General features: G+C 66.2%; 27 protein-coding genes. 17 read left to right on the plus strand and 10 right to left on the minus strand.

Features of this window, described 5'->3' with window-relative positions; genetic code table 11:
* Positions 1-30: 30 nt before the first annotated feature.
* Complete coding sequence (locus tag V7672_RS04650; protein WP_066624858.1) at positions 31-2,064, plus strand: ParB/RepB/Spo0J family partition protein; 2,034 nt, start codon at positions 31-33, stop codon at positions 2,062-2,064.
* 136 nt (positions 2,065-2,200) lie between these two features.
* Here V7672_RS04650 and V7672_RS15325 read toward each other — a convergent pair whose 3' ends face one another.
* The 4 genes from V7672_RS15325 to V7672_RS04665 form a co-directional block, all read right to left on the minus strand.
* Entirely contained in the window at positions 2,201-2,677 is a 477-nt protein-coding gene (locus tag V7672_RS15325) for a Mov34/MPN/PAD-1 family protein (protein ID WP_081602746.1), read from the minus strand.
* Between the two features lie 33 nt (positions 2,678-2,710).
* Positions 2,711-3,139, minus strand: coding sequence for a hypothetical protein (locus V7672_RS04655; RefSeq protein WP_335623500.1), 429 nt, complete (start codon positions 3,137-3,139; stop codon positions 2,711-2,713).
* Positions 3,140-3,290: 151 nt separating this feature from the next.
* Positions 3,291-4,748 (minus strand): SIR2 family protein, encoded by a 1,458-nt coding sequence (locus tag V7672_RS04660; RefSeq protein WP_054765681.1) that lies wholly within the window; start codon positions 4,746-4,748, stop codon positions 3,291-3,293.
* A 1-nt stretch (position 4,749) separates the two neighbouring features.
* Positions 4,750-5,196: a TIR domain-containing protein gene (locus tag V7672_RS04665; RefSeq protein WP_054765682.1), complete on the minus strand. Its 447-nt coding sequence runs from the start codon at positions 5,194-5,196 to the stop codon at positions 4,750-4,752.
* Between the two features lie 353 nt (positions 5,197-5,549).
* Here V7672_RS04665 and V7672_RS04670 point away from each other — a divergent pair, with 353 nt between their 5' ends.
* A complete protein-coding gene (locus V7672_RS04670; RefSeq protein ID WP_054765683.1) occupies positions 5,550-5,963 on the plus strand; it encodes a four-helix bundle copper-binding protein in 414 nt (137 codons plus the stop codon).
* Between the two features lie 12 nt (positions 5,964-5,975).
* Here V7672_RS04670 and dmeF read toward each other — a convergent pair whose 3' ends face one another.
* Together dmeF and V7672_RS04680 are read right to left on the minus strand one after the other, a co-directional pair.
* A complete protein-coding gene (gene dmeF, locus V7672_RS04675; protein ID WP_054765684.1) occupies positions 5,976-6,932 on the minus strand; it encodes a CDF family Co(II)/Ni(II) efflux transporter DmeF in 957 nt (318 codons plus the stop codon).
* 10 nt (positions 6,933-6,942) lie between these two features.
* Positions 6,943-7,218, minus strand: coding sequence for a metal/formaldehyde-sensitive transcriptional repressor (locus V7672_RS04680; RefSeq protein WP_054765685.1), 276 nt, complete (start codon positions 7,216-7,218; stop codon positions 6,943-6,945).
* A 223-nt stretch (positions 7,219-7,441) separates the two neighbouring features.
* Between V7672_RS04680 and V7672_RS04685 the strand changes: the two genes are divergently transcribed.
* Positions 7,442-8,005, plus strand: coding sequence for a manganese efflux pump MntP (locus tag V7672_RS04685; RefSeq protein ID WP_054766931.1), 564 nt, complete (start codon positions 7,442-7,444; stop codon positions 8,003-8,005).
* A 43-nt stretch (positions 8,006-8,048) separates the two neighbouring features.
* Here the strand turns inward: V7672_RS04685 and V7672_RS04690 are convergent, their stop codons facing one another.
* Positions 8,049-8,456: a MerR family transcriptional regulator gene (locus V7672_RS04690; RefSeq protein WP_054765686.1), complete on the minus strand. Its 408-nt coding sequence runs from the start codon at positions 8,454-8,456 to the stop codon at positions 8,049-8,051.
* A gap of 62 nt (positions 8,457-8,518) precedes the next feature.
* On the opposite strand from V7672_RS04690, the gene V7672_RS04695 reads away from it, so the two are divergent.
* From V7672_RS04695 to V7672_RS04715, 5 genes are read left to right on the plus strand one after another with little or no spacing between them, the layout of a single operon-like run.
* Positions 8,519-8,905 (plus strand): MFS transporter permease, encoded by a 387-nt coding sequence (locus tag V7672_RS04695; RefSeq protein ID WP_066624881.1) that lies wholly within the window; start codon positions 8,519-8,521, stop codon positions 8,903-8,905.
* Positions 8,902-9,120 carry a GDCCVxC domain-containing (seleno)protein gene (locus V7672_RS04700; RefSeq protein WP_054765688.1) on the plus strand — a complete coding sequence of 73 codons (219 nt, stop codon included), beginning with the start codon at positions 8,902-8,904 and terminating at the stop codon, positions 9,118-9,120. Before V7672_RS04695 ends, V7672_RS04700 begins: the two co-directional genes overlap by 4 nt.
* Positions 9,121-9,154: 34 nt before the next feature.
* Positions 9,155-9,514, plus strand: coding sequence for a bleomycin resistance protein (locus V7672_RS04705; RefSeq protein WP_054765689.1), 360 nt, complete (start codon positions 9,155-9,157; stop codon positions 9,512-9,514).
* Between the two features lie 46 nt (positions 9,515-9,560).
* Positions 9,561-10,481, plus strand: a complete 921-nt coding sequence (locus V7672_RS04710) for a HEPN domain-containing protein (RefSeq protein ID WP_066625035.1) — start codon at positions 9,561-9,563, stop codon at positions 10,479-10,481.
* Complete coding sequence (locus tag V7672_RS04715) at positions 10,465-11,586, plus strand: hypothetical protein (protein ID WP_054765691.1); 1,122 nt, start codon at positions 10,465-10,467, stop codon at positions 11,584-11,586. Before V7672_RS04710 ends, V7672_RS04715 begins: the two co-directional genes overlap by 17 nt.
* 29 nt (positions 11,587-11,615) lie before the next feature.
* On the opposite strand, the gene V7672_RS04720 is transcribed toward V7672_RS04715, so the two are convergent.
* Together V7672_RS04720 and V7672_RS04725 are read right to left on the minus strand one after the other, a co-directional pair.
* On the minus strand, positions 11,616-11,852 hold the full coding sequence (locus V7672_RS04720) for a DUF2188 domain-containing protein (RefSeq protein ID WP_054765692.1): 237 nt from the start codon (positions 11,850-11,852) through the stop codon (positions 11,616-11,618).
* A 69-nt stretch (positions 11,853-11,921) separates the two neighbouring features.
* Positions 11,922-13,268, minus strand: a complete 1,347-nt coding sequence (locus V7672_RS04725) for a dihydrolipoyl dehydrogenase family protein (protein ID WP_054765693.1) — start codon at positions 13,266-13,268, stop codon at positions 11,922-11,924.
* 924 nt (positions 13,269-14,192) lie between these two features.
* Here V7672_RS04725 and V7672_RS04730 point away from each other — a divergent pair.
* From V7672_RS04730 to V7672_RS04770, 9 genes are all read left to right on the plus strand, one after another.
* Complete coding sequence (locus V7672_RS04730) at positions 14,193-14,489, plus strand: DUF736 domain-containing protein (protein ID WP_054765695.1); 297 nt, start codon at positions 14,193-14,195, stop codon at positions 14,487-14,489.
* A gap of 68 nt (positions 14,490-14,557) precedes the next feature.
* Positions 14,558-15,448: an ArdC family protein gene (locus tag V7672_RS04735; protein WP_066624883.1), complete on the plus strand. Its 891-nt coding sequence runs from the start codon at positions 14,558-14,560 to the stop codon at positions 15,446-15,448.
* Positions 15,449-15,548: 100 nt separating this feature from the next.
* Complete coding sequence (locus tag V7672_RS04740) at positions 15,549-15,881, plus strand: hypothetical protein (RefSeq protein WP_219895934.1); 333 nt, start codon at positions 15,549-15,551, stop codon at positions 15,879-15,881.
* A gap of 49 nt (positions 15,882-15,930) precedes the next feature.
* The gene (locus V7672_RS04745) at positions 15,931-16,077 is read left to right on the plus strand and encodes a hypothetical protein (protein WP_169802110.1); all 147 of its coding nucleotides are present in this window, start codon (positions 15,931-15,933) and stop codon (positions 16,075-16,077) included.
* A gap of 326 nt (positions 16,078-16,403) precedes the next feature.
* The gene (locus tag V7672_RS04750; RefSeq protein ID WP_231681270.1) at positions 16,404-16,826 is read left to right on the plus strand and encodes a MobC family plasmid mobilization relaxosome protein; all 423 of its coding nucleotides are present in this window, start codon (positions 16,404-16,406) and stop codon (positions 16,824-16,826) included.
* The gene (locus V7672_RS04755) at positions 16,823-17,818 is read left to right on the plus strand and encodes a relaxase/mobilization nuclease domain-containing protein (protein WP_335623501.1); all 996 of its coding nucleotides are present in this window, start codon (positions 16,823-16,825) and stop codon (positions 17,816-17,818) included. The genes V7672_RS04750 and V7672_RS04755 overlap by 4 nt, the downstream gene beginning before the upstream one ends.
* A gap of 76 nt (positions 17,819-17,894) precedes the next feature.
* Positions 17,895-18,488: a DUF6088 family protein gene (locus V7672_RS04760; RefSeq protein ID WP_054766932.1), complete on the plus strand. Its 594-nt coding sequence runs from the start codon at positions 17,895-17,897 to the stop codon at positions 18,486-18,488.
* On the plus strand, positions 18,481-19,497 hold the full coding sequence (locus V7672_RS04765; protein WP_054765698.1) for a nucleotidyl transferase AbiEii/AbiGii toxin family protein: 1,017 nt from the start codon (positions 18,481-18,483) through the stop codon (positions 19,495-19,497). Before V7672_RS04760 ends, V7672_RS04765 begins: the two co-directional genes overlap by 8 nt.
* 75 nt (positions 19,498-19,572) lie before the next feature.
* On the plus strand, positions 19,573-21,753 hold the full coding sequence (locus V7672_RS04770; protein ID WP_335623502.1) for a hypothetical protein: 2,181 nt from the start codon (positions 19,573-19,575) through the stop codon (positions 21,751-21,753).
* A 24-nt stretch (positions 21,754-21,777) separates the two neighbouring features.
* On the opposite strand, the gene V7672_RS04775 is transcribed toward V7672_RS04770, so the two are convergent.
* Positions 21,778-22,506 carry an SOS response-associated peptidase family protein gene (locus V7672_RS04775; protein ID WP_066624904.1) on the minus strand — a complete coding sequence of 243 codons (729 nt, stop codon included), beginning with the start codon at positions 22,504-22,506 and terminating at the stop codon, positions 21,778-21,780.
* Positions 22,507-22,785 lie beyond the last annotated feature (279 nt).

The following is a 22,785-nucleotide window of genomic DNA, read 5'->3' on the forward strand; positions in this document are numbered from 1 at the left end:
CCCTGCAACCCATGCCCAAAGGAGGCAGACATGACTGCTCAATCCATCGAAACCGCCGCGACCGAAGCGACCGCGCCGCAGCACGGCTCGGAGATCACCGTGCCGCTCAACCGGCTCAAGGCCTCGCCGAAGAATGCGAGGAAGACGCCGCACAGCCCGGCGACCATCGAGGCCTTCGCGGCCTCCATCAAGGCCAAGGGGGTGTTGCAGCCGCCCGTGGTCGAGATCGAGCGGGACGGGGAGGGCGCGCCCACCGGAAACTACCTCGTCACCATCGGCGAAGGGCGCCGTCAGGGGCTGCGGCTGCTGGCCAAGCGCAAGGCCATCAAGCGGACCCATCCGGTGCGGGTCATCGTGGACGCCGAGAACGACGCCCACGAGATCAGCCTCGACGAAAACATGACCCGTGAGGCCATGCACCCCGCCGACCAGTTCGAGGCCTTCCAGCGGCTCGCCGCCGAGAAGGGCTACGGACCCGAAGAGATCGGCGCCCGGTTCGGAGTGTCGGCCCATGTGGTGCGCCAGCGGCTGCGGCTCGGGTCGGCGGCGCCGGAGTTGATGACGGCCTATCGGGAGGGGACGCTGGCGCTCGACCAACTGACCGCCTTCTGCGTCAGCGAGGACCGCGAGCGGCAACGGCAGGTGCTGGAGCAGATCGGGCCGCACACCCCGGCCTACGCCATCCGCCGCGCCATGACCGAGGCCAAGGTCCGCGTCGATGACCGGCGCGTCCGCTTCGTCGGCGTGGAGGCCTACGAGGCCGAGGGGGGCGGGGTGCTGCGCGACCTGTTCACCGAGGACGGCGGCGGCTGGCTGGAGGATGTGGTCCTGCTGGACCGGCTGGTCGGCGACAAGCTGACCGGACTGGCCGACGAGGCCCGCGAGCGCGAGGGCTGGAAATGGGCCGAGGCCTGTCTGGACTACCCCGACGTTTCGGCGTTCGGGCGGGTCTATCCGGTGGCGGTCGAACGGTCGGACGCGGACGTCGCCGAAATCGCGGCCCTGTCCGAGGAATACGACCGCCTCGTCTCTGAAACCGACGCGGCGGAAATGTTCCCCCCCGAGGTGGACGCCCGGCTGGAGGAGATCGACAAGGCCTTGCAGGCCTTCGGCCCGGACTTCGCCTATGCCGGCGAGGCCAGGGCGCGGGCCGGGGTCGTGGTGACGCTGGGTCACGACGGCCTCGCCCGCTTCGAGCGCGGACTGGTCCGCGCCGAGGACGTGCCCGCCGATCCGCCGTCGCCGTGGCAGGAGGAAGAGGCGGCGGACGAGAGTGCGGACAATTCGCCGGGCTCGGAGGCGGAGGCCGCCGAGGACGAGGCGCCCTCGGCCTTGTCGGATCGTCTGCTGATCGACCTGACCGCCCACAAGACCATGGGTCTGCGCGACGCGGTGCAGGCCGATGTGAATGCGGCGCTGGCGACGGTGGTTCACGCGCTCGCCCTGCAGGTCTTCTATCCGGGCTACGGCGTCTGGACGCCGTTGCAGCTTCGGTTGACGACGACCGGGCTGGAGCGGCTGGCGCCGGGGGTGGAGGACGGCCCCGCCGGACGCCGGGTCAGCGACCGGTGCGAGGCGTGGGGCGCGCGCCTGCCCGAGCGCCCGGAAGACCTCTGGGGCGTGGTGGCCGCGCTGCCGCCTTCGGAGCAGTTGGACCTGATGGCCTGCTGCGCCGGGGTCGGTCTCTACGCGGTGCGCGATCCGCACGACCGGCGGCCCGGCGCCTTGGCGCAGGCCGAGACGCTGGCGACGGCTGTAGGGCTCGACATGGCCGGGACGTGGACGGCGACGGCGGCCAGTTACTTCTCGCGGGTGGCCAAGGCGCGGGTGCTGGAGGCGGTGACCGAGGCCGTCAATCCGGAGGAAGCGGGCCGGATCGCCGGGTTCAGAAAGGGCGACATGGCCGAGGCGGCGGAACGGCTAGTGGAGGGTCGGGGCTGGCTGCCGTCGGTGTTGCGGACGCAGGCTGGTGTGCCTGCGGAGGCGCAGGAGGCAGGCGAGGGTGCTGACGACGAAACCCGCACCGCGCCGAACGACGACGCCTATGCGTTCGCGGCCGAATAAGCGTGACGGACCGCCTCGTGGTGACCCTTCATGCTGAAATAGAATAGTTCACCCGTCCGGTTCGCATAGCGCTGGACCGCGTGATCCAGCGTCCGGGAAATCCAGTCTTCGGGAACATCGAGACGTGCCTTCGTCATTAGCTTACGGTCACAGGTCGCGATGGATCGCTCAGGGGATGCCCAAACAGAACGCCCATTTCGTCTTGGTCGATGGGGACAAGCGCCCGGATCGTTCCGAGCTCCGCGTCGGCGCAGACGCAGACATCGGCGGTCCCGACAATGAGGAAGGCGAGCGGGCGTCGCTGCTCACGTCGCGACTTGAGCCAGGACGCCCGGTCGATCACCGAGGGGGTCGGGCGGAGTTCCGGGTGGGAATGCCATTCGCCAATATGGGTTACCAGACCGCCAGACCGTCTCCATGCTGCATCCGCAAAGGCCTGGTGACCGGCTGGAGATCGCCAGAACCGTGTCGGGGACCAACGGTCGCTGTTCTGAGGAGCGGAAGCGTCGATGACATGAAGATCGCGGCCACGATAGCTCCCCAACAGAATCCCACCGACCTCGTGTCGAAAGGCTGCGGCTTCTGCGATGGCCTTGATGCGGCTCAACACCATGTGTTCGACAAGGACGTTGCGGGGGGCCGAAACTCAAGTCACCGGGCCTTGGCAGGCCGGACAAAGCGGCTCGATGGGCCAGTTTCGGTCCTTCGGAGGAGCCGTATGCTCGAGATCCAGCACCCGAGTGCGGACGCGAGGACCTGGCATGTCGGGTGGGTGTTTCATCGAAAAGAGGTCGACGCACAGGCGCCGCGCATAGTCCGAAAGCGTCGGGTGATCGTCAGGATCATCCTCTAGCTGTTGCTGGACGACGCCCAAGCCGAGACAGAGCATTCGGTCGACCAAGGCTTCGTCGTAAACCACGGTCCGGATCGCGACGCCGGCGTCGTGTTCGAGATGCCGTGCGTCCAAGCCCAGAACGCACCCGCCACCATCGCCCGCGTAGGGAGGCATCTCCGGGTCGATTTCATCGATGTAGACCACGGCGCCGTGGTTCTGCAGGACGATCGTGGCACCCACGACAAGATCCTGGTCCTTGCTGGAGTGGGACAGGAAAGTTGAGCCGGCAGGGCTTCGCGCCGAAGCCGTGCGAAGCACGGAGGCCTGTTCGGTCAAAGTGATGTTCGCGGCGAAACCCCGAAGTTCCGCCCTTGTTACGAACCGGGTCACCTCAGTTGTCGTCCTGTGGCTTCGCCAGCCGTTGGAGTATCTCTCGAACGAGCTTCAGGAGCTTGTCGGGTGTTGTGGCCTGGTTTGACAGGACGGCTAGCTCTTCGTCGGTTGGCCTGGCCGCGCTTGCGCCCTGCGATGGGATAGCGGACCCAGTCAGATCTTGCGCGATTTGCTCGGCCGCGCCTCCGGTCGCACCGATGGGCAGTATGAAGGCCCCGGCCTCGCGCGCGACCTCGAACTCCTTCAACACGCCGTCCGCAACGATCTGAGAGCCGCCCTCGAGCTTTGCGCCGCCTAGGAAAATCACAATCCCGGCCTGTCGCGCCATCTCGGCGCGAAGCGCGGTCCATCGTTTCTGGTCCGGCTCCCTATCCGTCAGCGGTTGAGGGAAGGGTCGGACGATCAGCCGGCGGTCCAGATCCCACCCGCCGTCCTGACGGAGACGGTCGATAAAGCCCCCAATCACAGCTGGGCCGACCAGTAAGCCCGATCCGCTCACCAGATCCCGCCCGGTGTCCGCGATCAACCCGCCGACCGCCTCGGAAAGGCGATACAGATCGCCGGCGCGACCGTCGTCGCCGTCGAGCGGCCAGCTTCCACTGACCCATACCCGCATCGCGGCGACGCGGCGCTCTACCTGGCGCATCAGTTCGGGAATTTCGTCGTAATGCTCTACCTCGATTGTCCTCAGTCCGTAGCGGCGAAGGTCCTTGGCCCAGTGCTTATGCTGCGCCGTGCGGGCCCTGAACTCGTCCTCGGAAGAACAGTCCGCCAGGCTGGGCGGCTTCACGATTGCGAAGTGCTCCGGCGGCGCTTCAGTGAAGCTCTCACGAATGAGGGATAGCACGTGCCGGACATTGGGATCGGTCAGGCTGAGCCCGATGAAAAGAACGGACATGCTGCTGAGATGCGCCTGCAGCAGGGGGAGGAAGGCCCCACGCTTGGACCGATAGAGTTCGTAGTCGTCGGTCGAGATGACGATGTCGTCCATTCGGTCGACGGACCCATGCATCTTGTAGAGCCGTGCCGCGCCGGGCCGGGCGCGGAGCGAAAGGTCGGCCGCCCCGGAGACAACATCGACAGGCCGATTGATCACGGCGAAGGCGCGCTCGACCAGACGGTCGTAGTTCGTCGTCCAGATCTGCCGAACGGGGAGGCGCGCCAGCACCTCCAAGGTCGGCGGAACCGGTCGATCTTTGCCGATCTCTTGCCGGATCACGTTGCGGACGCCGGTCGCGGCACCGCTCTCGCTGATGTGCCACTGGGCCAGTGCGGCGAGGTCCTGGATGTCGCTGGAGCGGACACCGAGTTCCTCGCCGATGTCCTTAAGAAGCTCCGCCCAAGTCGGATATCCCGCGGCCTTCGAAACACCGGCGCCGACGAACACTGCGCCAACGCCTTCGTGGAGGGCAGCTGGAAAATCCTTGAGAAAGCGATTTCGGCTTGACGTAGGCATCCTACCGTCCGGCCCGCTTGGCCGCCTCTTCAATCCGAGCCGCCAACCGGGCGTGATCGGCATACTTGTAGACGGGCGCCCCGGCCCTCGTAAGAAGAGCCGGGGTAGCGCCGGCAAGATCCGTATTTCCGAGCCTATCCTTGAGCTCGTGAATCTGGATGCCCACTATCCCGTTGCCCCGCGCGATCGATTGGCTGATTTCGTAGTCGATGTACTTGCGGCCCGCTGAGGCCGCGCCGATGCAAACAACCGTAACCGACGTGTTGAGCAGCGCGTCGTCGATCATCTTCTTGATCGCCGTATCGCCCTTCTTTTTGGCTTCTTCCCAGAGCGAGGCGTCATGGAACCCGACCGCCGCGGTGCCCACGATCTCGCCGATGTTGCGAATCTGATTCACACGCCAGATGTCGCGTTGATAGTGAAAACTGAAGAACACCCGACGTGCCATGTTTCCCTCCACGGGTCTGAATCGCCCCTTGCTAACGCTTGGGTTGCGCTCGGCGGTCCTCCGAGTCAACGGCTACGGTTGTCGGATATTCCCGCCACTACGGGTTCGCGATCGGACAGCCAGCCATACGATGTATGTTGGTCCGCCGCCGCGTGCGGACAACTTCGATTTTGTCGAAACATCTAGTTCTCGGCGGCGGACTGATGTCCGCTCTTTGGCGCTTCACCGCAGTCTTATCTGTCCGTAGCCCCAGAGAGGAGGCGATGGTCATCCGCGGGATATCCGGAGGCGTCGCCATTCGGAACCCCGTCGCGGCGCTTGGGTTGGACTCCGATCAACCAAGGAGCCCTCCGATGCAAATCCAACCAATGATCAGCACCCATCCCGACGTGCGCGGAAGCGTCAACGACAGTCTCGTTCGCGCGATCGAAGCGGCTTACGGCTGCGCCGCGGTGTGCCACATCTGCGCCGATGCCTGCCTGGCCGAGGATATGGTGAAGGATCTCACCCAGTGCATCCGCCTCAATCTTGATTGCGCCGACGTCTGCCTGGCCACGGCCGGCCTCGCCGCGCGTCGCGCCGGCAGCCACGAGACACTGATCCAGCGCATGCTCGAGACTTGCGCCGAGGCCTGCGCGGATTGCGCTGTCGAATGTGAGAAACACGCCGAGATGCACGAGCATTGCCGCATCTGCGCCGAGGAATGCCGCCGCTGCGAAAACGCTTGCCGCGAGGCTGCCTCCTCGATCACACCGTCACGCCATTGAGGCCGATCGCCGTCAACGGCACTCGACCGTCAGATGCCCGAGCTCGTGGACCGGCCTCAGCCGGTCGCGAACGGTCGCGACATCCACAGCCCCGGTCACGCTGACGATAGCCGAGTGCGCGTCCGGCCCGATGCGCCAGACGTGCAGATCGGTGATCCGGGCGTCGCCCGGCCCCTCGACGAATTCGCGGACCTCGGCCTCGATGGCGGTGTCCGTTGTGTCGAGCAGCACCGCGGCGGTGTCGCGCATCAGGGACCACGACCACCGGGCGATGACGATCGCGCCGACGATGCCCATCAGCGGGTCTAGCCAGACCCATCCCATATAGCGGCCCGCAAGCAGGGCGATGATCGCCAGCACCGAGGTCAGGGCGTCGGCCAGCACATGGATGTAGGCGGCGCGCAGGTTGTTGTCGCGATGGCCGCCATGACCGTGCTGGTGATCATGGTCGTCGTGATGATCGTGGTCGTGGTGATGGCCATGCCCGTGGCCATGACGACCGTGGTGGTGCCCCCCGCCGGACAGAAGGACGGCGCTGACCAGATTGACCACGAGACCCAGGATGGCGACCAGCGTCGCCTGGCCGAAGGCGACCGAGCGCGGATCGATCAGGCGGCCGATGGACTCTCCCGCGATCCCGAGCGCCACGATGCCCAGAACCAGCGCCGAGGCGAACCCCGCCAGGTCCCCGACCTTGCCGGTCCCGAAGCTGAAGCGCCGGTTGGCGGCATGCCGCTTGGCGTAGGCGTAGGCGCCGGCCGCAACGGCCAGGGCGCCGGCGTGGGTCGCCATGTGAAAGCCGTCGGCCAGCAGGGCCATCGAGCCGTAGACCAGGCCGGCGATGATCTCCCCGACCATCATGACGGCCGTCAGGCCGACCACCCACAGCGTTCGCCGTGCGCTGTCGTCGTGCGAACGGCTGAGGAAATAGTGGTCGTGGGTCAGATAGTCGGTCTCGGACGCGGACATGGCGCGGGCCTTACTTTGAATAGCGGCGAATGATGGCGATCAACTCGTCGGCGCCGCCCTGCCGGGCGTCCTCGCTCAGATCGGGATGAGCGACGTGGTGGCGCAGATGGTCTTCAATCAACTCTTCCAGAAGCCCGCCCATGGCGCCCCGCGCGGCCGCGACCTGCTGCAGGATTTGCGAACACCCGGCTTCAGACTCGATGGCGCGCTCTATTGCGCTGAGCTGACCCGAGATCCTCCGGACCCGCGCGACGAGCTTCTTCTTGTTCGTGGAGGTATGCGCCATGGATACTCCCCTATAGTATCTTGCACCGGCGCGCGACACCTCCTATGAGGCCGCTTCCTGTTGGGGAGTAGCTTCCGGCGTCTGATCGCCGGGGTCGGATCAACACACTCGCGTTTCGGCGCGCGGTCCGACCAGCGGAACCGCCGCCTAGCGAGACCAGCGCGTCCCACCGCCGCACCGGCCGGGGAGGGAAGCGCTGTTCGTTGCCGGGTGGATGCTCGTCATGACTCCTGTCGCCATCGCCGTTCTGTCTCTCAGCATGTCTACCGACGCCTTCGCCGCCGCCGTTGGGCGTGGTGCTTTGCATCGACCGAACCTGGCCGGCGCCGTGAAGGCAGGCCTGGTATTCGGGTGTATCGAGGCCATCACCCCGGTGATTGGCTGGGGGCTCGGCATGGTCGCTGCAGGCCTCGTCGAACGCGTGGATCATTGGATCGCCTTCGGCCTCCTCGCCGCTGTTGGCGGCAAGATGATCTGGGAAGCGACCCGTCCCCTGGCTGAGGATGCCCCACGCCGGTCCGGACCTTGGGCGCTGATCGCCATGGCGGTCGGGACCAGCATCGACGCGGCGGCTGTTGGCGTCGGCCTGGCCTTCATCGGAGCCAATATCTGGGTTATCGCGGCCTCAATCGGCGTCACGACCTTCCTGCTGACCACGATCGGCATGCTGATTGGCCGGGCCGTCGGCCAGCGTTTTGGCAAGATCGCCGAGCTTCTGGGAGGGCTCGCGCTTGTCGCGCTCGGTCTGATGATCCTGCTTGAGCACCTCGGCGTCATCGGCGCGTGATTGCCAGGACCCTACCGGCTCGACAGGGTGCGCAGGTCATCACCTATGCGATCGATCCGAGTTCTGCGATCACCGGACACCGAACCCGCCCGCCTTCGCTGCAGTCCGCGACGGCCTGCTTAAGCACCGTCCGGAGCCGCTCCAGATCCGCGATTTTGGCGTCCACGCTGGCGATGTGGTCCTGGGCCATGTCGCGGACTTCGCAGCAGGCCTGGACGCCCGGCTCACTCAACGCGATCAGCCGCCGAATGGCGTCGATGCCGAATCCCAGTTCGCGGGACCGGCGGATGAAGCGCAGGCGTTGGGCGTGTTCCGGCTCATAGCTCCTGTGTCCGCCCTCGGTGCGGGCCGGGGCGGGCATCAGGCCGATCCGCTCGTAGTAGCGCACCGTTTCCAGGTTCACCCCGGCGCTCTCTGCGAGGCGCCCGATCGTCAAACTTCGTGCGGACATGGCTCTTGATCCCGTAGCGGCTACGGGTTGTAGCCTGTAGCAGAAATCGAACGGGAGGCCCCATGGCCATCGATCAAGACCGGCCCAACATTCCTGAGGTCGCCGTCAGCGCCTCGGCCGCCATCGGCGGTGTGGCCTCGGTGTTCGCCTGGGCCGCGTGCTGTGTACTGCCTCTGGCTCTCTCGGTGGCGGGCGTGTCCTTCGCCGGCGCCGCGGTCATCGCGGGCGCGCGAACCTGGCTGACGCTTCTGGCCGCCGTCATCTTGGCCGCCGGCTGGCTGCTGCATTGGCGTCGCCTGCGGATGTGTCGGAAGGACGCATCCTGCCGCCGGCCCTCGCGTCTGGCGTTCTGGCTGCTGGTGATCGCCAGCCTGCTGATCGTCCTGTCCCTGGCCTGGCAGCCCTACATCGAACCATGGGCCATGCCGCGACTGGCGGCCATGCGATGAGCCCCGCCATCGTTCTGGAATCGACGCTGACCTGCCCGCACTGCGGTCACGTCGCGACCGAGACCATGCCCACCGACGCCTGCATCTGGTTTTACGATTGCCTCGGTTGCGGCGTGAAGCTGAAGCCTCAACCCGGCGATTGCTGCGTGTTCTGCTCCTATGCCGACGTGCCGTGTCCGCCGATCCAGGTGGATGGAAAGGGCTGTTGCGGCTAGGCTTAGGCGGCACTGCTGCATTCCGGAGTTCGCCGTGACCGATCACGCCACGCCCAACCTGCCGTCGCGGGATTTCGAAGCTACGTCCCAGTTCTACACTCGACTGGGCTTCCAGCAGGGCTGGCGCGACGAAGGGTGGATGATCCTGAAACGGGGCGGGCTGACGCTTGAGTTCTTCCCGCACCCGGAACTTGATCCGCTGACCAGCAACTTCAGCTGTTGCCTGCGGCTTGACGATCTCGACGCGTTCTACGCCGTGTGCCTTGGCACCGGACTGCCGGAGACGTGCTGGGGCCAACCCCGATTGCACGCGCCCAAGATCGAGGAGTCGGGCATGCGGATCGGCGCGCTCATCGACCCGGACGGAACCCTGATCCGCCTGATCCAGAACTGAGGCTTCGCGCCTTGCCCCGATGCACGCGTTGCGCGAGACTCGCGTCATGAAGACTTCGATCGATCATCTGCCGCCGCGCAAGCAGGTGGAACTGCGCCGGGTGGTCGAGGTGATCCGCGAGTCGTTCGCCGAAACCGTCTCGACCCGTCGGGCCGAGCGGCTGAAGAACGGCAAGATCCTCAAGATCATCCTCTACGGATCGTATGCGCGCGGCGATTGGGTCCATGATCCGGTCGGACGCTACTTCTCGGATTTCGATCTGTTGATCGTTGTCGATCATGAGGATCTGACCGACGGCGAGTTCTGGCATGACGCCGAGAACAAGCTGATGCCGGGCGAGACCCTGATCCGCACGCCGGTGAGCCTTATCGTGCACAGTCTGGAAGACGTGAACGAGCAGTTGGACCGCGGGCGATACTTCTGGGCCGACATCGTGCGTGAGGGCATCGTTCTCTTCGACACGCCCGGCGCCAAGCTGCGCAAGCCGGCTGACCTGAAAGCTCAGGTTGCCCTTAAGGAAGCGGAGGAGTTCTTCGGAGATTGGACGCAGAGTTCGGCCAGCTTTGCTCGTGGCGCGAAATTCTATATGGGCGAGGGCGCTGATCCTAAGCTCGCCGCGTTCAACCTTCATCAATCGGCTGAACACCTCTACCACTGCGTTTTGCTGGTTGTGACGCTCTACAGCGGCAAGGCGCACAACCTCGCCTTCCTGCGCAAGAAGTGCGAGGCGATCGACGCCCGCCTGGCCGAGGCCTGGCCGCGCGAGACCAAGTTCGAGCGCCGCTGCTTCGAGCTGCTGCGCGAGGCCTATGTGAAGGCTCGTTACTCCAAGCACTACAAGATCAGCGTCGAGGAACTGACCTGGTTGACCCAGCGGGTTGAGGTGCTGCGCGCGCTGGCGACGACTGTGTGCGAGGAACGGCTGGCCCATCTGCGCGAAGCGGCGAGCGATGACCCTTCCGCGTGATTTGATCCCGCCCAGCATGCGCGCGACGCTGGACGCCGCAAGACGGATGGCCGATCCCTTTGAGGACGTCCGCCGACAGCACGATATGCTGCGGGCCAGCGGCGTGCTCGGCATCGCCGAGCGCATGAAGCTGGAGACCCCGCTGGCCTTGGCCGCGATGGGTCGTAACCCGTTCATGGACCGGATGCAGGGCGTCGGCGCCCTGATGAGGGCTCAGACCGACGCGGACCGCGTCTATCGCGCCGCGTTTCCGAATGGCCTGATCGAGCAGGCCGAGCGGATCGCGCAACTGTCCGCCGGCTTCGCCTTGCCGGATGGTCTCGAGCGCTTCAGGACGCCGACGGACAGTTTCGTCGATCGCATCCTCCGACTGTCGGACAGTGGTCTTGGCGCGAGCGCCCTGGCGATCGGGCGACCCGCCCAGATCGAGGCCTTCGCGCGGGCCTCGGCGATGGCCGACATGTTCGCCGAGAGCGACCGGCTGACGCGGGGAGTGCGAGAGGCGGTCGGCGCCTTCTCCATCACGGAGATGCCGCAGTTCGCCAATCTGGCCGGTTATCGCAGTTTCCTCGACGCGGCGGGACTGCGGCTTGCGCACTGGCCGAGACGGCGTCTCCTGACGATGGCGGAGAAGCGCCGTCGCCTGAAGGCCCGCCTTCAGGCCAACTCGGCCCCGCCGCATGTGAAGCGCGCCAAGACTCTGGTTCACCGCTACGAACTGACCTTGAGGGAAATTCTAGATGCCGTGATGGCCGAGACCTACGGTGAGGACTGGGCGGACGAGCGCCTGCCGCTGTGCGACTGCAAGGATTTGCTGGGGAAGTGGAAGAAGCGGGGAGGCGAGGTTTTCGACCATGCCGACTACACCCACTACGCGCGGATCATGAGCCATCCGGAGCATTTCCAGGCGATCTTCGAGGCTGGTTTCGACGACCCAGAGGCGGTGTTCGATCTTCTGAAGCAGGCCGGGAAGCTGCGCGCGGCGTCGCACCATGCGCACCTGTTCACGCCCGAAGATCTGAAGGCGCTCCGCCTGACCTGGAACCAGATCGAAACAGGCTTGATCGCGCTCACTCCGGATTTCGAACTCGAGTGGACGGGTTAAAAGGCGACGAGGTCGGAATCGCCGTCCTCTTAGTGGAGCACTTCCCCGCCGACCGGATCGACCTGACGCAACTGGCCGGCCGCGTCCTGGACAAAGACTTCCACTTGCTCGCCCTTGTCGATCAGCGTCGTCGCCTTCACGAGCGCGGACTCTATGGCGTCGACGCTGAAGTCGAAATGCCCTGAGGGTCGGCCATCGCGAAGCACCCGCCAGTCGCCGTCGCCCCGGATCACCGTGAACTGGATGGTGTCGGACTGCCTCTCCAAGGGATCCCTCCTTCGCTCCAATCCGCGATGCGGATGGCGCCATGAACCTACCGCGACACCGCTTGAGCGTCATAGCATGTAGCCCACATCCGATGCGCCCGTCGGATAGGCGAACATCGTGGTCTTGAGGTCATCCGCAGTCAGTCCATGGCGGATCGCCAAAGCGAAAATATTGATGACCTCGTCCACGTTCGGGCCCACGAGGTGGGCGCCCAACACCCGTTCCGTCCCTTCCTCGACCAAGACCTTGAAGCCGAAGGTGGGTTCGGCCGCTGCGCGTGCTGTGAACCAGTCGGAGGCCTTCTGATTTTTGACTCGGTAGAGCAGACCCTGATCCTTAGCCTCCCTCTCCGTCAGCCCGACCGCCGCGATAGGCGGGATTGTGAAGGCCACGCTCGGGACGCCGCGATAGTTCGGCCTTTCGGAGTTACCGTTCAAAATGTTGGCCGCCACGACCTTGGCGTCGTGGCTGGACACGGGGGTCAGCGGCGGACCGACCTGGGCTGCGTCGCCCGCGGCATAGACGGCTGGATTGGAAACGCTCTGCAGAAATTCGTTGAGCTTCAGGCGGCCTCCTTCATGCTCGACCCCGGCGGCGTCAAGGCCGAGATCGTCGATCGCAGGTCCTCGTCCGGCGGCGTGAATGACCAGATCAGCATGGACATCGACGGCTTTCCCCTTCGTCTGGGAGTGAACCCGAAAGCCTGCGCGCGTCTGCTCGACCGCCTGGACTGTCGTTTCGAGGCGCACGTCAACGCCGAGTTGGCGAAAGCTTTCCATGAGCCAACCGACCACGTCCGGGTCGAACTGGGGAAGCAATCGCTCGCCACGCTGGAGGATTACGACTTCGGCGCCAGCCCGCGCGGCGATGTGGGAGAACTCGGCCGCGATATAGCCTCCGCCGACCAGCACAATGCGCTTTGGCATGTCACCCAGCTCGAGGAAGCCCTCGTTGGTGACCAGATGCTCTTCCCCCGGGATGCCGAGTTTCCTGGGTTCGGCTCCGGCGGCGATGAGCAGGTTCGAAAACTCCAGCGTTTCCTCGCCCACCTCAAGGCTGTTGCGGCCGGTGAGGCGCGCCCGTCCATGAAAAGTGTCGATGCCTCTTTCAGAGTACCGCTCTTGGTGCTTTTGGGGAACGGGATCGGTGAAACCCCGCTTGAAGGCCATGAGGTCGGCCCAAGCAATTCGGGCGTCGCCGGCGACACCCCTGCCTCGCATCCGCCATGTATGATCGACGGCGTTGGCCCCGCTGATCAGCATTTTTTTTGGATCGCAGCCCCGGAGCGCGCACGTGCCTCCAAAGGGACGAAAATCGACAACCGCGACGCTGCGACCAGCAGCGCGAACCCGCATGGCTCCGACCATGGCGGCGGTCCCGGTCCCGATCACCACAAGATCATAATGTTTGGTCATCGATGTATGCTCCGCGCTCGCTCTGTAGCGGCTACCTTGGGACGGACGAGGCGGTACAGTGCCTCGGTCACCACCGCGTTGACGGCGCCAAAGAGAAGGTGCCCGGCGACCCCTCTAGCCTGGGTGAGCAGGGGGTTGTCTCGATTGGGAGCACTGTAGCCGAACACAGGCGTCAGACCTTCGTCGATCATCAAGAGCATGGTCGCTCCAGCACTTCCTCTTCCCGTACTTTCGGCGGCTTGATCTGGTAGAGCGCCGTCTGCGCCCTCTCGGTTACCCTCGTGGCCACGAGACCGGCGATGACGCCGAGGGCTGTCTCCGCAGCCAGCGATTTTGATGGAGTTGCGCATTGTTCTGACTCCCGATGAGCACGCTCCGGCCGCCTCATCCGGCTGGCTTACGACACCGCGACTGTCCCTCGAACGGAACGCTCGGAAGGGGAACGAAGCTGGAGTTGCTTCAGGTTCCCTTCATAGCAGGAGACACCTCAGATTCATGCCAGGCGTGGCCGCGCCCGTCGCCATGCCGCGCGTCAGCTGCGACGACGCGGAAGCGGTGAATCCTGGGCACGTCTTTGGTGGCGGAGCGGATGCACCGGCATTGGCGGCACGATCCCTACGAGCGCCGCGATTGGCCGCATGGTTCAAGCGGCGGTGACCAGCCGTCTCTCCTGCGACGCGCCAAGCCTTGCGCGGCCTCTCAATGGCCTGATCTGACCGAAGCCCGTCCGGCTTCCGCAACCGTTCGCGCGACTTTCTTCCCCGGCCTGACGGCCTTCCTCGCGAGGCAAGAAAGTCGCGCTCCCGGTCCTCCGCTGCGCTGCGGGGCTCCCTGTGCTCGCCTGCGGGCCGCCCGGCCTCCGGTCCGCCGATCGCCATCGAGGCCGCGGCAGGCGTGGCCCGAGATCAGCAAGGAGAGACTTCCATGGCCACCATCGGTTCCTTCACCCAGCAAGCGGACGGCAGCTACAGCGGTTCGATCAAGACCCTGACCCTCAACGTCAAGGCGGCCCAACTCCGGGCCAATGACAAGACCGACGACAAGGCTCCTGATTTCCGCATCTTCTCCGGCCAGACCGAGTTCGGCGCGGCCTGGAAGAAAACGAGCCAGCAGAACCGCGACTACCTGTCGGTCAAGCTCGACGATCCCAGCTTCCCGGCCCCGATCTACGCCTCGCTGGTCGAGATCGATGGCGGACACAGCCTGATCTGGTCCCGCTGAGCGAGCCGCGGCGGCGCTGACGACAGCGCCGCCGCCCCTTCTTCAAATCCCGTCTTGAGGAGGCCGCCATGTCGCGCCCCAACGAACCCTCACGTCCCGACCTCTACACCCGCATCACCCACCAGATCGTCGCCCAGCTCGAAGCCGGCGTCCGGCCCTGGAGCCAGCCCTGGGCCGCATCCGAAAGCGTCAGCCGACCCCTCCGGCACGACGGCACGCCTTACCGCGGCGTCAACGTCGTCCTGCTGTGGGGCGAGGCCGCCGCCCGAGGCTTTCAGTCCTCCACCTGGATGACCTTCCGGCAGGCGCTGGCCCTGGGCGCTCATGTCCGCAAGGGCGAAAAGGGTTCCACCGTCGTCTACGCCGACCAGCTGGTCCGCATCGACGATGACGACGCCGGGGAGGAGACGACCCGACGCATTCCGTTCCTGAAGGCCTACACGGTCTTCAACGTCGAACAGATCGAGGGTCTCCCGGCCTCGTCCGCCCCGGCGCCCGCGCCGGTCCTGAACCTCGGTCAACGGATCGCCCGGGCCGAGACGTTCTTCGCCGCGACGGGCGCCGACGTCCGTCATGGCGGCGGCTGCGCCTTCTATGCGCCGGGACCGGACTTCGTGCAGATGCCGGTGTTCGAAAGCTTCCGCGATCCGGAAGCCTACTACGCGACGCTGGGCCACGAGCTGACGCACTGGACCAGGCACCCCGCTCGGCTCGACCGCGACTTCGGACGCCGCCGGCATGGAGACGCCGGCTACGCCCGGGAAGAACTGGTGGCCGAAATCGGCGCCGCCTTCCTCTGCGCCGACCTGGGGCTGGCTCTCGAGCCGCGCGAGGATCACGCCGCCTATGTCGCCTCATGGCTCGAGGTGCTGCGCGACGACAAGCGATTCATCTTCTCGGCCGCCGCCCACGCCCAGCGCGCCGTGGACTTTCTTCATGCGGCCGGCGAGGGCGGCTGACGCCGGGGACGTAAAAGATGCAGGGGCGCGCGCCGGTCATGGCTGGCGCGCGCGTCACCTGCGCTGTAACCTTGGGGTCTTGCTGGACGTATTGAGCTTGATGATCGGACGTCGAACAACTGCGGCCTGGGCGCCGGCCATTCTGGCCGTGTTCGCCCTGCTGTTCGCGTCGAGCCCGGTCACGGCCTGGGAGACTCCGGCCGCGGCCATGTCGATGCCGATGGCGCCCGCCGACGGCTCCAGTCCGGATGCCCCCTGCGATCCCGTGAAGATGAGCTGCGCTCGGCTGTGCGCCGTGCTCTGCCATGGCCTGGTTCCGACGCCCGCCGCGGCCGTCCCGGTAGCGGCCTCCGCCGATGTGCACGATCGTTTACCGGCCGACGCCCTCGCGGGGGTGGAGCCGGAAGCGGAGGACCCGCCCCCTCGAACCTGATCTCCACCGACGATCCTTTTCTCAGAAAACCGATCCATGGAGATCAACAATGAAACGTGCTTTTTCGCTCGCGGCCCTCGTGCTGCTGACCTCGGCCTCGGCTGCCTTCGCGGCCGCGCCCGACTCGGTGGTCAAGGCCGCCGCCTCCTGCTGCGAGCTTCTCGCGGCCTGCTGTAACGGCGGACCCTGCTGCTGATCCGCTGACGGAGGACGCCCGCGCGAAAGCGCGGGCGTCTGCCTCCGAGGCCGCTTCCCTCCTCATGATCCGTCCGGCTGGGGCGTCCGACAGGACGGCGGGCGAGCGGCCGTGCAGCGGTCGCCGAGGGGAGGACGTGCAGCACCGGAGGCCTACGGGGCGAGGGGGGTGACGGTCTAGGGCAGGATAGGCTTTGCGCCGGCAATGTCTGACAGACCCGCTCTCCCATGGACCGCCTCACCCTCCGCGTTTCGCCCGATTTGATCCGCCGGTTCGACGCCGCCGCGGCCGATCAAGGCGGGCGCTCGCGGCTTCTCCGGAGGCTCATGGACGGCGCCGCTCAGGCGGCTCTTCCGGCGCTGGAGGAAGCACCGGTGGCGGTGCGGTCGGGCAAGCTGACTCTGCGTCTTGGCGAAGCAGACCTGCGTCTCCTGGAGCGCGAGGCGGCGGCGACGGGCCTGTCGCGAACCCAGTGGAGCGTGGCGCTCATCCGTCGCCGCCTGCATGATCGGCCGCAGTTCAGCCGGCCCGAAGCTCTGACCCTGATCGAGGTGCGCCGCGAGCTCAGGCGGATCGGCGTGAACATCAATCAGATCGCCCGCGCGCTAAACACCGCCGTGATGGACGGTGCGGTGCTGGATCTGGAACTGGCCCAACTCGGCGCTTTCCAGGCTGAGATCTCGGCCTGGGTCGAGGCGCTCGGCGAGGCCTTCGAGGGCAATCTCGCCTATTGGGCGCCGGCGTCGTGACCGACTTCCGGTCATCGCGCGGTTTCGAGGAGGTGCTGCGTCCGCCCGTCGAAATCCGGCGCGCCCGGATCACGCCTGCGGTGCTGCGTCCGTCTCGCGGGGACGGCGGCGATCCGTCCGTCCGGTTCGCGCGGGTGGCTTGCCGCGTACCCGAGGTGATGGTGAAGATCACCGGACGGACCCGGGACAACGCTCATCTGAAGGCGCACCTAGACTACATCAGCCGTAACGGAGCGCTGGCGCTGGAAGGGCCCGATGGAGAGCGACTGGAAGGCCGTGGGCAGGTGCGAGAACTGGCGCGCGACTGGGCCGAGGAGTTCGCCCTCGAGCCGGGACGTCGGCGGGATGCGTCGATCACCCTGTCGATCGTGCTGAGCATGCCGTCCGGGACCGACGCCGCCCGTTTGCAGGACGCGGCGCGGGCCTTTGCGGCCGGGACGTTCGGCGAGCGCTTTCCCTATGTCTTCGCCCTGCATGATGAAGGCCGACATCCGCACGTCCATCTGACGGTGCGAAGATTGGGGCGGGACGGCGAGCGGTTGAATCCTCGCAAGGCGGACCTGCAGATTTGGCGGGAAGGCTTCGCGCGCGCCCTTAGCGACCGGTCGATCGAGGCCGAGGCGACGCCGCGCCGGTCCCGGGGCGTCACTCGCAAGGCCGAGCGCATCCCGGTGCGCAAGATGCGCGAGCGGTTCGCGGCGGGGCAGGGGCCGTTGCCCGAGGTCCTCGCCGCGGCCTATCGGGCCGCGCTCACAGTAGGCGGTGGCGAAACGCCCTGGCTGGACGCGATCCGGATACGTGAGCTGTCCATCCGGCGCACCCTTGTGGCCGAGGCCCTTCGTCTGTCGCGATCGGAGCAGCCCAGGGACCGCGCGCTCGCCGCTTTGGTGGAGCGGTTCGTCCGGGAACGGCCGGCCCCGATGACGCGAGATCAGGCGCTGCGACAGGGACGGGAGGCCCGGCGCGATGCCGGCCGGACGCGTGACCGATAGGTCGGACATTGCAGGCGGGCGCATGGTGTTTGCGAAGTGTCAGAAGCTGACCTATATTTCTGACACAGAGGTTGTGATGCAAACACTCGCCGATCAAATCATGAAGCGCGCCTCGACGCTGCCGGAAGGCGCGCCGATCGCCGCCAAGGGGTTGTTGCACCTGGGCAGCCGCGCGGCTGTGGATCAGGCCCTGTCGCGGCTGGTGCGCCGGGGCCGGCTGCTGCGCGCCGGTCGCGGCGTCTATATGCGCCCGCTGGAAAGCCGGTTCGGCGCTCGTACGCCCTCGATCGAAAAGGTGGTGCGAGCCGTCAGCGAGCAGCGTGGCGAGGTCGTCGCCTCCAATGGCGCCGCCGCAGCCAACGCCTTGGGCCTGACCACCCAGGTGCCGATCCGCATGGTCTATCTGACCAACGGTAAGAGCCGTATCTTCAGCGTCGGCAAGCAGACGGTGGAATTCCAGCACGCGCCCGCATGGCAACTGCTCCTGGCCGATCGTCCCGCCGGCGAGGCGGTTCGCGCCCTAGCCTGGCTCGGGCCGGAGAAGGCCGGAACGGCGCTCGAAACCTTGAAGCGCAAGCTAGGGCCTTCGGCGTTCGGAGAACTGGTGTCCGTCGGACCGCGTCTGCCGACGTGGTTGGCGCGTTCGGTGAGCCAGGCGGCGCATGTCTGACGTCTTCCTGCAGTTGTCCGCCGAGGACCGGATCGAGGCGCTTGCGACGGCGGCGGCCGAGTCCGGCCGTCCCGCGCATCTGCTGGAGAAAGACGTCTGGGTCGTGTGGGCGCTTCGGGCTCTGTTCGACGCGCCGTTGGGCGAGGCGCTGGTCTTCAAGGGCGGCACGTCCCTGTCCAAGGCCTATGACGTCATCCAGCGCTTCTCTGAAGACATCGACCTGACCTATGACATCCGCCGGCTCCTTCCGGACCTGGCCGACGCGCCCGAAGACCCCGTGCCGGCGACCCGCGCCGAGGAGCGGCGTTGGTCGCGCGACGTTCACCGGCTGTTGCCGCTCTGGGTCGAGGGCGAGGTCCGGCCGGTGCTCGAGGCGCGCCTGGCCGCCGACGGAGTCGCCGCCGAGGTGCGGATCGAGGGCGCCAAGGCCTTCGTGGACTACGCCCCGACCAGCACCGGCACGGGCTATGTCTCGCCCAGCGTGATGCTCGAGTTCGGGGCTCGTGCGACCGGCGAACCGAGCGCGCCGCGTCCGGTGGTCTGCGATGCGGCCGCCCATCTGCAGGGCGTGACGTTCCCGATCGCCACGCCCCGGGTGATGGCCGCCGAACGAACCTTCTGGGAGAAGGCCACGGCGGCCCATGTCTATTGCGTTCAGGGTCGCCTGCGCGGGGATCGCTTCTCGCGTCACTGGCACGATCTGGCCCGTCTGGACGCCGCCGGTTTTGCGGGGACGGCGATCACCGATCGCGCGGTGGCCGAGGCGGTCGCGCGGCATAAGGCGATGTTTTTCCGCGAGACCGCCGACGGGGCGGAGATCGACTACGGTCGGGCGGTCGCCGGCGGTCTTCAGTTGAAGCCGGAGGGAGCATCCCTGGAGGCTTTGGGCGAGGACTATCGTCGGATGGTCGAGGACGGTCTGCTCGAGGCGGACGCCGAACCGTTCGAGGCCTTGATGGAGACCTGTGCGGATCTCGCCCGGCGAGCCAACGCCGGGGCTGTCGCCTGACCTGAATGCAAGCGGTGGTTTGGCCGGACTGATCGGACCCTTACGCGACGGCGTCCCGGGCCCTATCTGATCGCGATGGCCAAATCCCGCGTGTCCCTCTCTGCCTTGCGTAGCCCGCTCGCGTCGCTATCCCCGGCGGGGTTCATTTTGGCGCTGCCGACAGGCGCGCTGGCGCCGGAAGAGATGGACAAGCTTTGCGGTTTGCTGCTCCGATCGGGCGATCTCTTCTCCAAAACTCCGAACTTGGCGCGCCAGTCCCGACGCGATGCCTTTGCCGCCGACCTCGTTGCGCACGTCACGACGACGACGGGCCAAACCGAAGGGCAGCGCCTGGCGGCGGTCTTCGCGGTGCATCGGGAAATCGAGGCCGGTTACCACAGCCTGGGCGGACATCTGGCCGCCTTGCCGGTCCGGTCCCGTTCGCCCGAAGACCAGGCGGCCATCGCCCTGGCCCTGATTGCGGTTCGGTCAGAGGGCCTTCACACAGAGGCGGACGCGGCCCTTGCCCGCATGACGGCGCTGAATCTCGGCAACGAAATTCGGGGCCTGGATTCTGATGGTCAGCCGTATTCCATCGACGGCGTGACCGGGGCGTTGTTGAGCGGTCTCCGCATCACCCTGACCATGCTGGCGTACGAGCGCCACTGGTTTGACAAGGCCGGCGTCGCGGTTTTCCCGGCATCGTTGGATCTCCAGGCCGCACAGCCCCAGGACGGACACGGCTGCGAGATCATGGCCGCCTTCTGGCGGCGCTGGGAACGGGTGGAGGAACGTCGGCGATTCTGGGGCGGGGACTGGACGCTGACGTCAGGTCCGACAGATCCGCGCACGGCGAAAGAGGGCGAGGCGTCCGCGCCGCCGCCCGGGCCGTCGGAGGTGCTGCAGTATCATGCGACCGAAGAGGAGGTTCTCGACTGGATCGCCAATGAACGGGCCAAAGAGGTCGCAATCCAGAGCTTCGCAAAGACCATTTTGGCTAGCTTCGGCGCGGGGCCGTGTCGGAGTCCGGCGCCTGGCTCACCCGTTCCGCTGGCGCCGCTGGCGGCGCTGCGAGCCCCCGAGATCGTGGGCGCCGGCTACCTCGCAACGGTGCTTGGCCAGAACATTTTTCAGGACGTCCGACGCTTTGCGGGGCTCAGGCTGGTCGAATGGTTGCGGGGCTATGCAGCGCTGGGGTTTTTCGCGGAAGAGGCGCTGTCGGCCAGGACGGGGGTGGATCGGTGGGTGGTTCGGTTCGCGCCGGGCGATCTGGAGGCAAGACTGGGGACCGTTGGGTTGGATCTAGCGACCGCTGAGGCCTTCGTCGCCCACGCCAGCTTGCACAAGCGCAGCGGCGACCTGTTCGATACGCCCTTGGTCCGCCTCGATGACGGCGGATTTTTCCTCATCTCTGCCGCATCGTTCAACGCGGACCCGGGCAAGACCACGCTCTCTCGACTGAATGCGATGGGCGCCGCGCCCCAGGACAAGGGCACCGTTTTTGAGCAGGCCGTGCACGACCTGTTTGTCGCGCAGGGGCTGAAGCCGTTCACAATCGACACCACTCGGGACGGCGAAGATTATGAGCTCGATGTCCTGGTGCCGTGGGGCGACAGACTTTTCGTCTTCGAGTGCAAGAACCGGGGGCTGTCCGACGGCAATCCCATGGCCGGGTACTGTTTCGGCGAACAACTCGACGATTTCGTCAGCCAGATCGAACGTCAGATCGGCGGCTTGCGACGCCATCCGGATATGGCGCTTGCCGCCGGCGGCATTGATATCGCGGACTACACGATCGTCCCCTGCATTCTGTTCAGTGAGCCGTTCGCACTCCCCGAGGGCCGCGATGGCGTGAAAATCTGCGACTGGTCGAGCCTGACGCGCTTCTTCCAGGAACGTCACGTCTTTCGTCTTCACCCCTATGAGTTGGCTCCCAACCAGAGGGCCGTTCACCGCGTCGCCCTGTATGATCAGTGGGGCGCGACGGCGCCGACGGCGACCAGCCTGACGGATAGTCTGGATAAGGCCGTGCAGGTCCAGGTCATGCTCTCCCGTCTGGACCCCCGGGACGAGACCTTTCCTCTCAGCAACACGCGCATTGTTCATGCCGTCGAATTCTCAAAGGGCGACGAGAATCTCGATGAGTTGTCCACGGTCCTTGGCTTTGACCCGAACTGGGTTCGCGCCGAGGCGAAGCGCGGCGTCGCTGAGGTGAAGAAAATCCGGAAAGCGTTGAAGACGACCAAACCGCCGTCGAAATCCAAACGCAAACGCTGAAGGGCTGGCTGCTGAACCTGCCCGTCAGAGGGGTCCGTCGGAATGCTCCGTGCCGCCGCGTTGGACGATGGTCAGGACGCCCGCCGGCAGCGGCCGCTGAAGGGCCTTGGCCTCGTCCCAAGGCGCCCGCATCCAGACGTCGCGCTCCTCCGCTGTCCGCAGGATCACCGGCATCGCCTTGGGATGAAACGGCGCCACATCGGCGTTCGCGTCCGTCGTCAGGAAGCCATAGGTGTCCAGCTCTTCCCACCCCTTGCTGATCATCCGAACGCAGGCGTGCTGGGTCCAGACGCCGGCGAAGAAAGCGAGCGGCAGGTCTTCGCCGAGGGCGTACCAGACGCTGTCGCCGCGGTTGACCTGGTCGGGTTCATTGAAGGCGGTGAAGGGGACCAGACATCGGTTCTCCGGAGCGAGCCAGGGCCACCAGTGCCGGCTCTCGGTGCGGCGAATATTCGTGGTGCCCTTGTCGGGTTCCATCCGCAGCAGTTCTTCAAAGTCGAACGGCTTGCCCTTGGCCCTCAGCTTGTCGGCCCGCTTGGTGGCCGCCTCGAACAGCGCCTTCCGACTGCTCGGCATGCCCCACCGAGCCCGGGCGAGCAGGAGCGACCCGTCAGCCTGACCGCGCAGGATCGGCCCCGAATAGTCGGGAAAGACCGCCGGCATCGGGCCGAAATTGCCGATGTCCTTGGTCATGGCCGCGACCATCTGAAGGATGGCCGAGATGTGTTTGGACAGGCTGTAGAGGTTGCACATGCCACCAGCGTGGCACAGTCACGACCGATCGCAAACGCGCGCGGCCAAGGCCTTCAGGGCTGATCGACCCGTTCGACCGCCACCCAATAGCCCTTGCGTTTTTCCACGATGAACCAGGCCGTCGGTTCGTCGAAATGAGGCATGTGGCCGTCCCTGAACCAGATCCAGGGTCGCGATCGGGAACCGGGCCGCACGAAGTAGGACCGGCGCGGCCCCGCTGTTTGCCACTCGACCAGGACTTTCTTTCGAACAGGCATTGCAAGAACAAAGCGCGAACTT

The sequence above is a fragment of the Brevundimonas sp. genome, assembly GCF_036963785.1.
In the GTDB taxonomy this organism is placed as follows: domain Bacteria; phylum Pseudomonadota; class Alphaproteobacteria; order Caulobacterales; family Caulobacteraceae; genus Brevundimonas.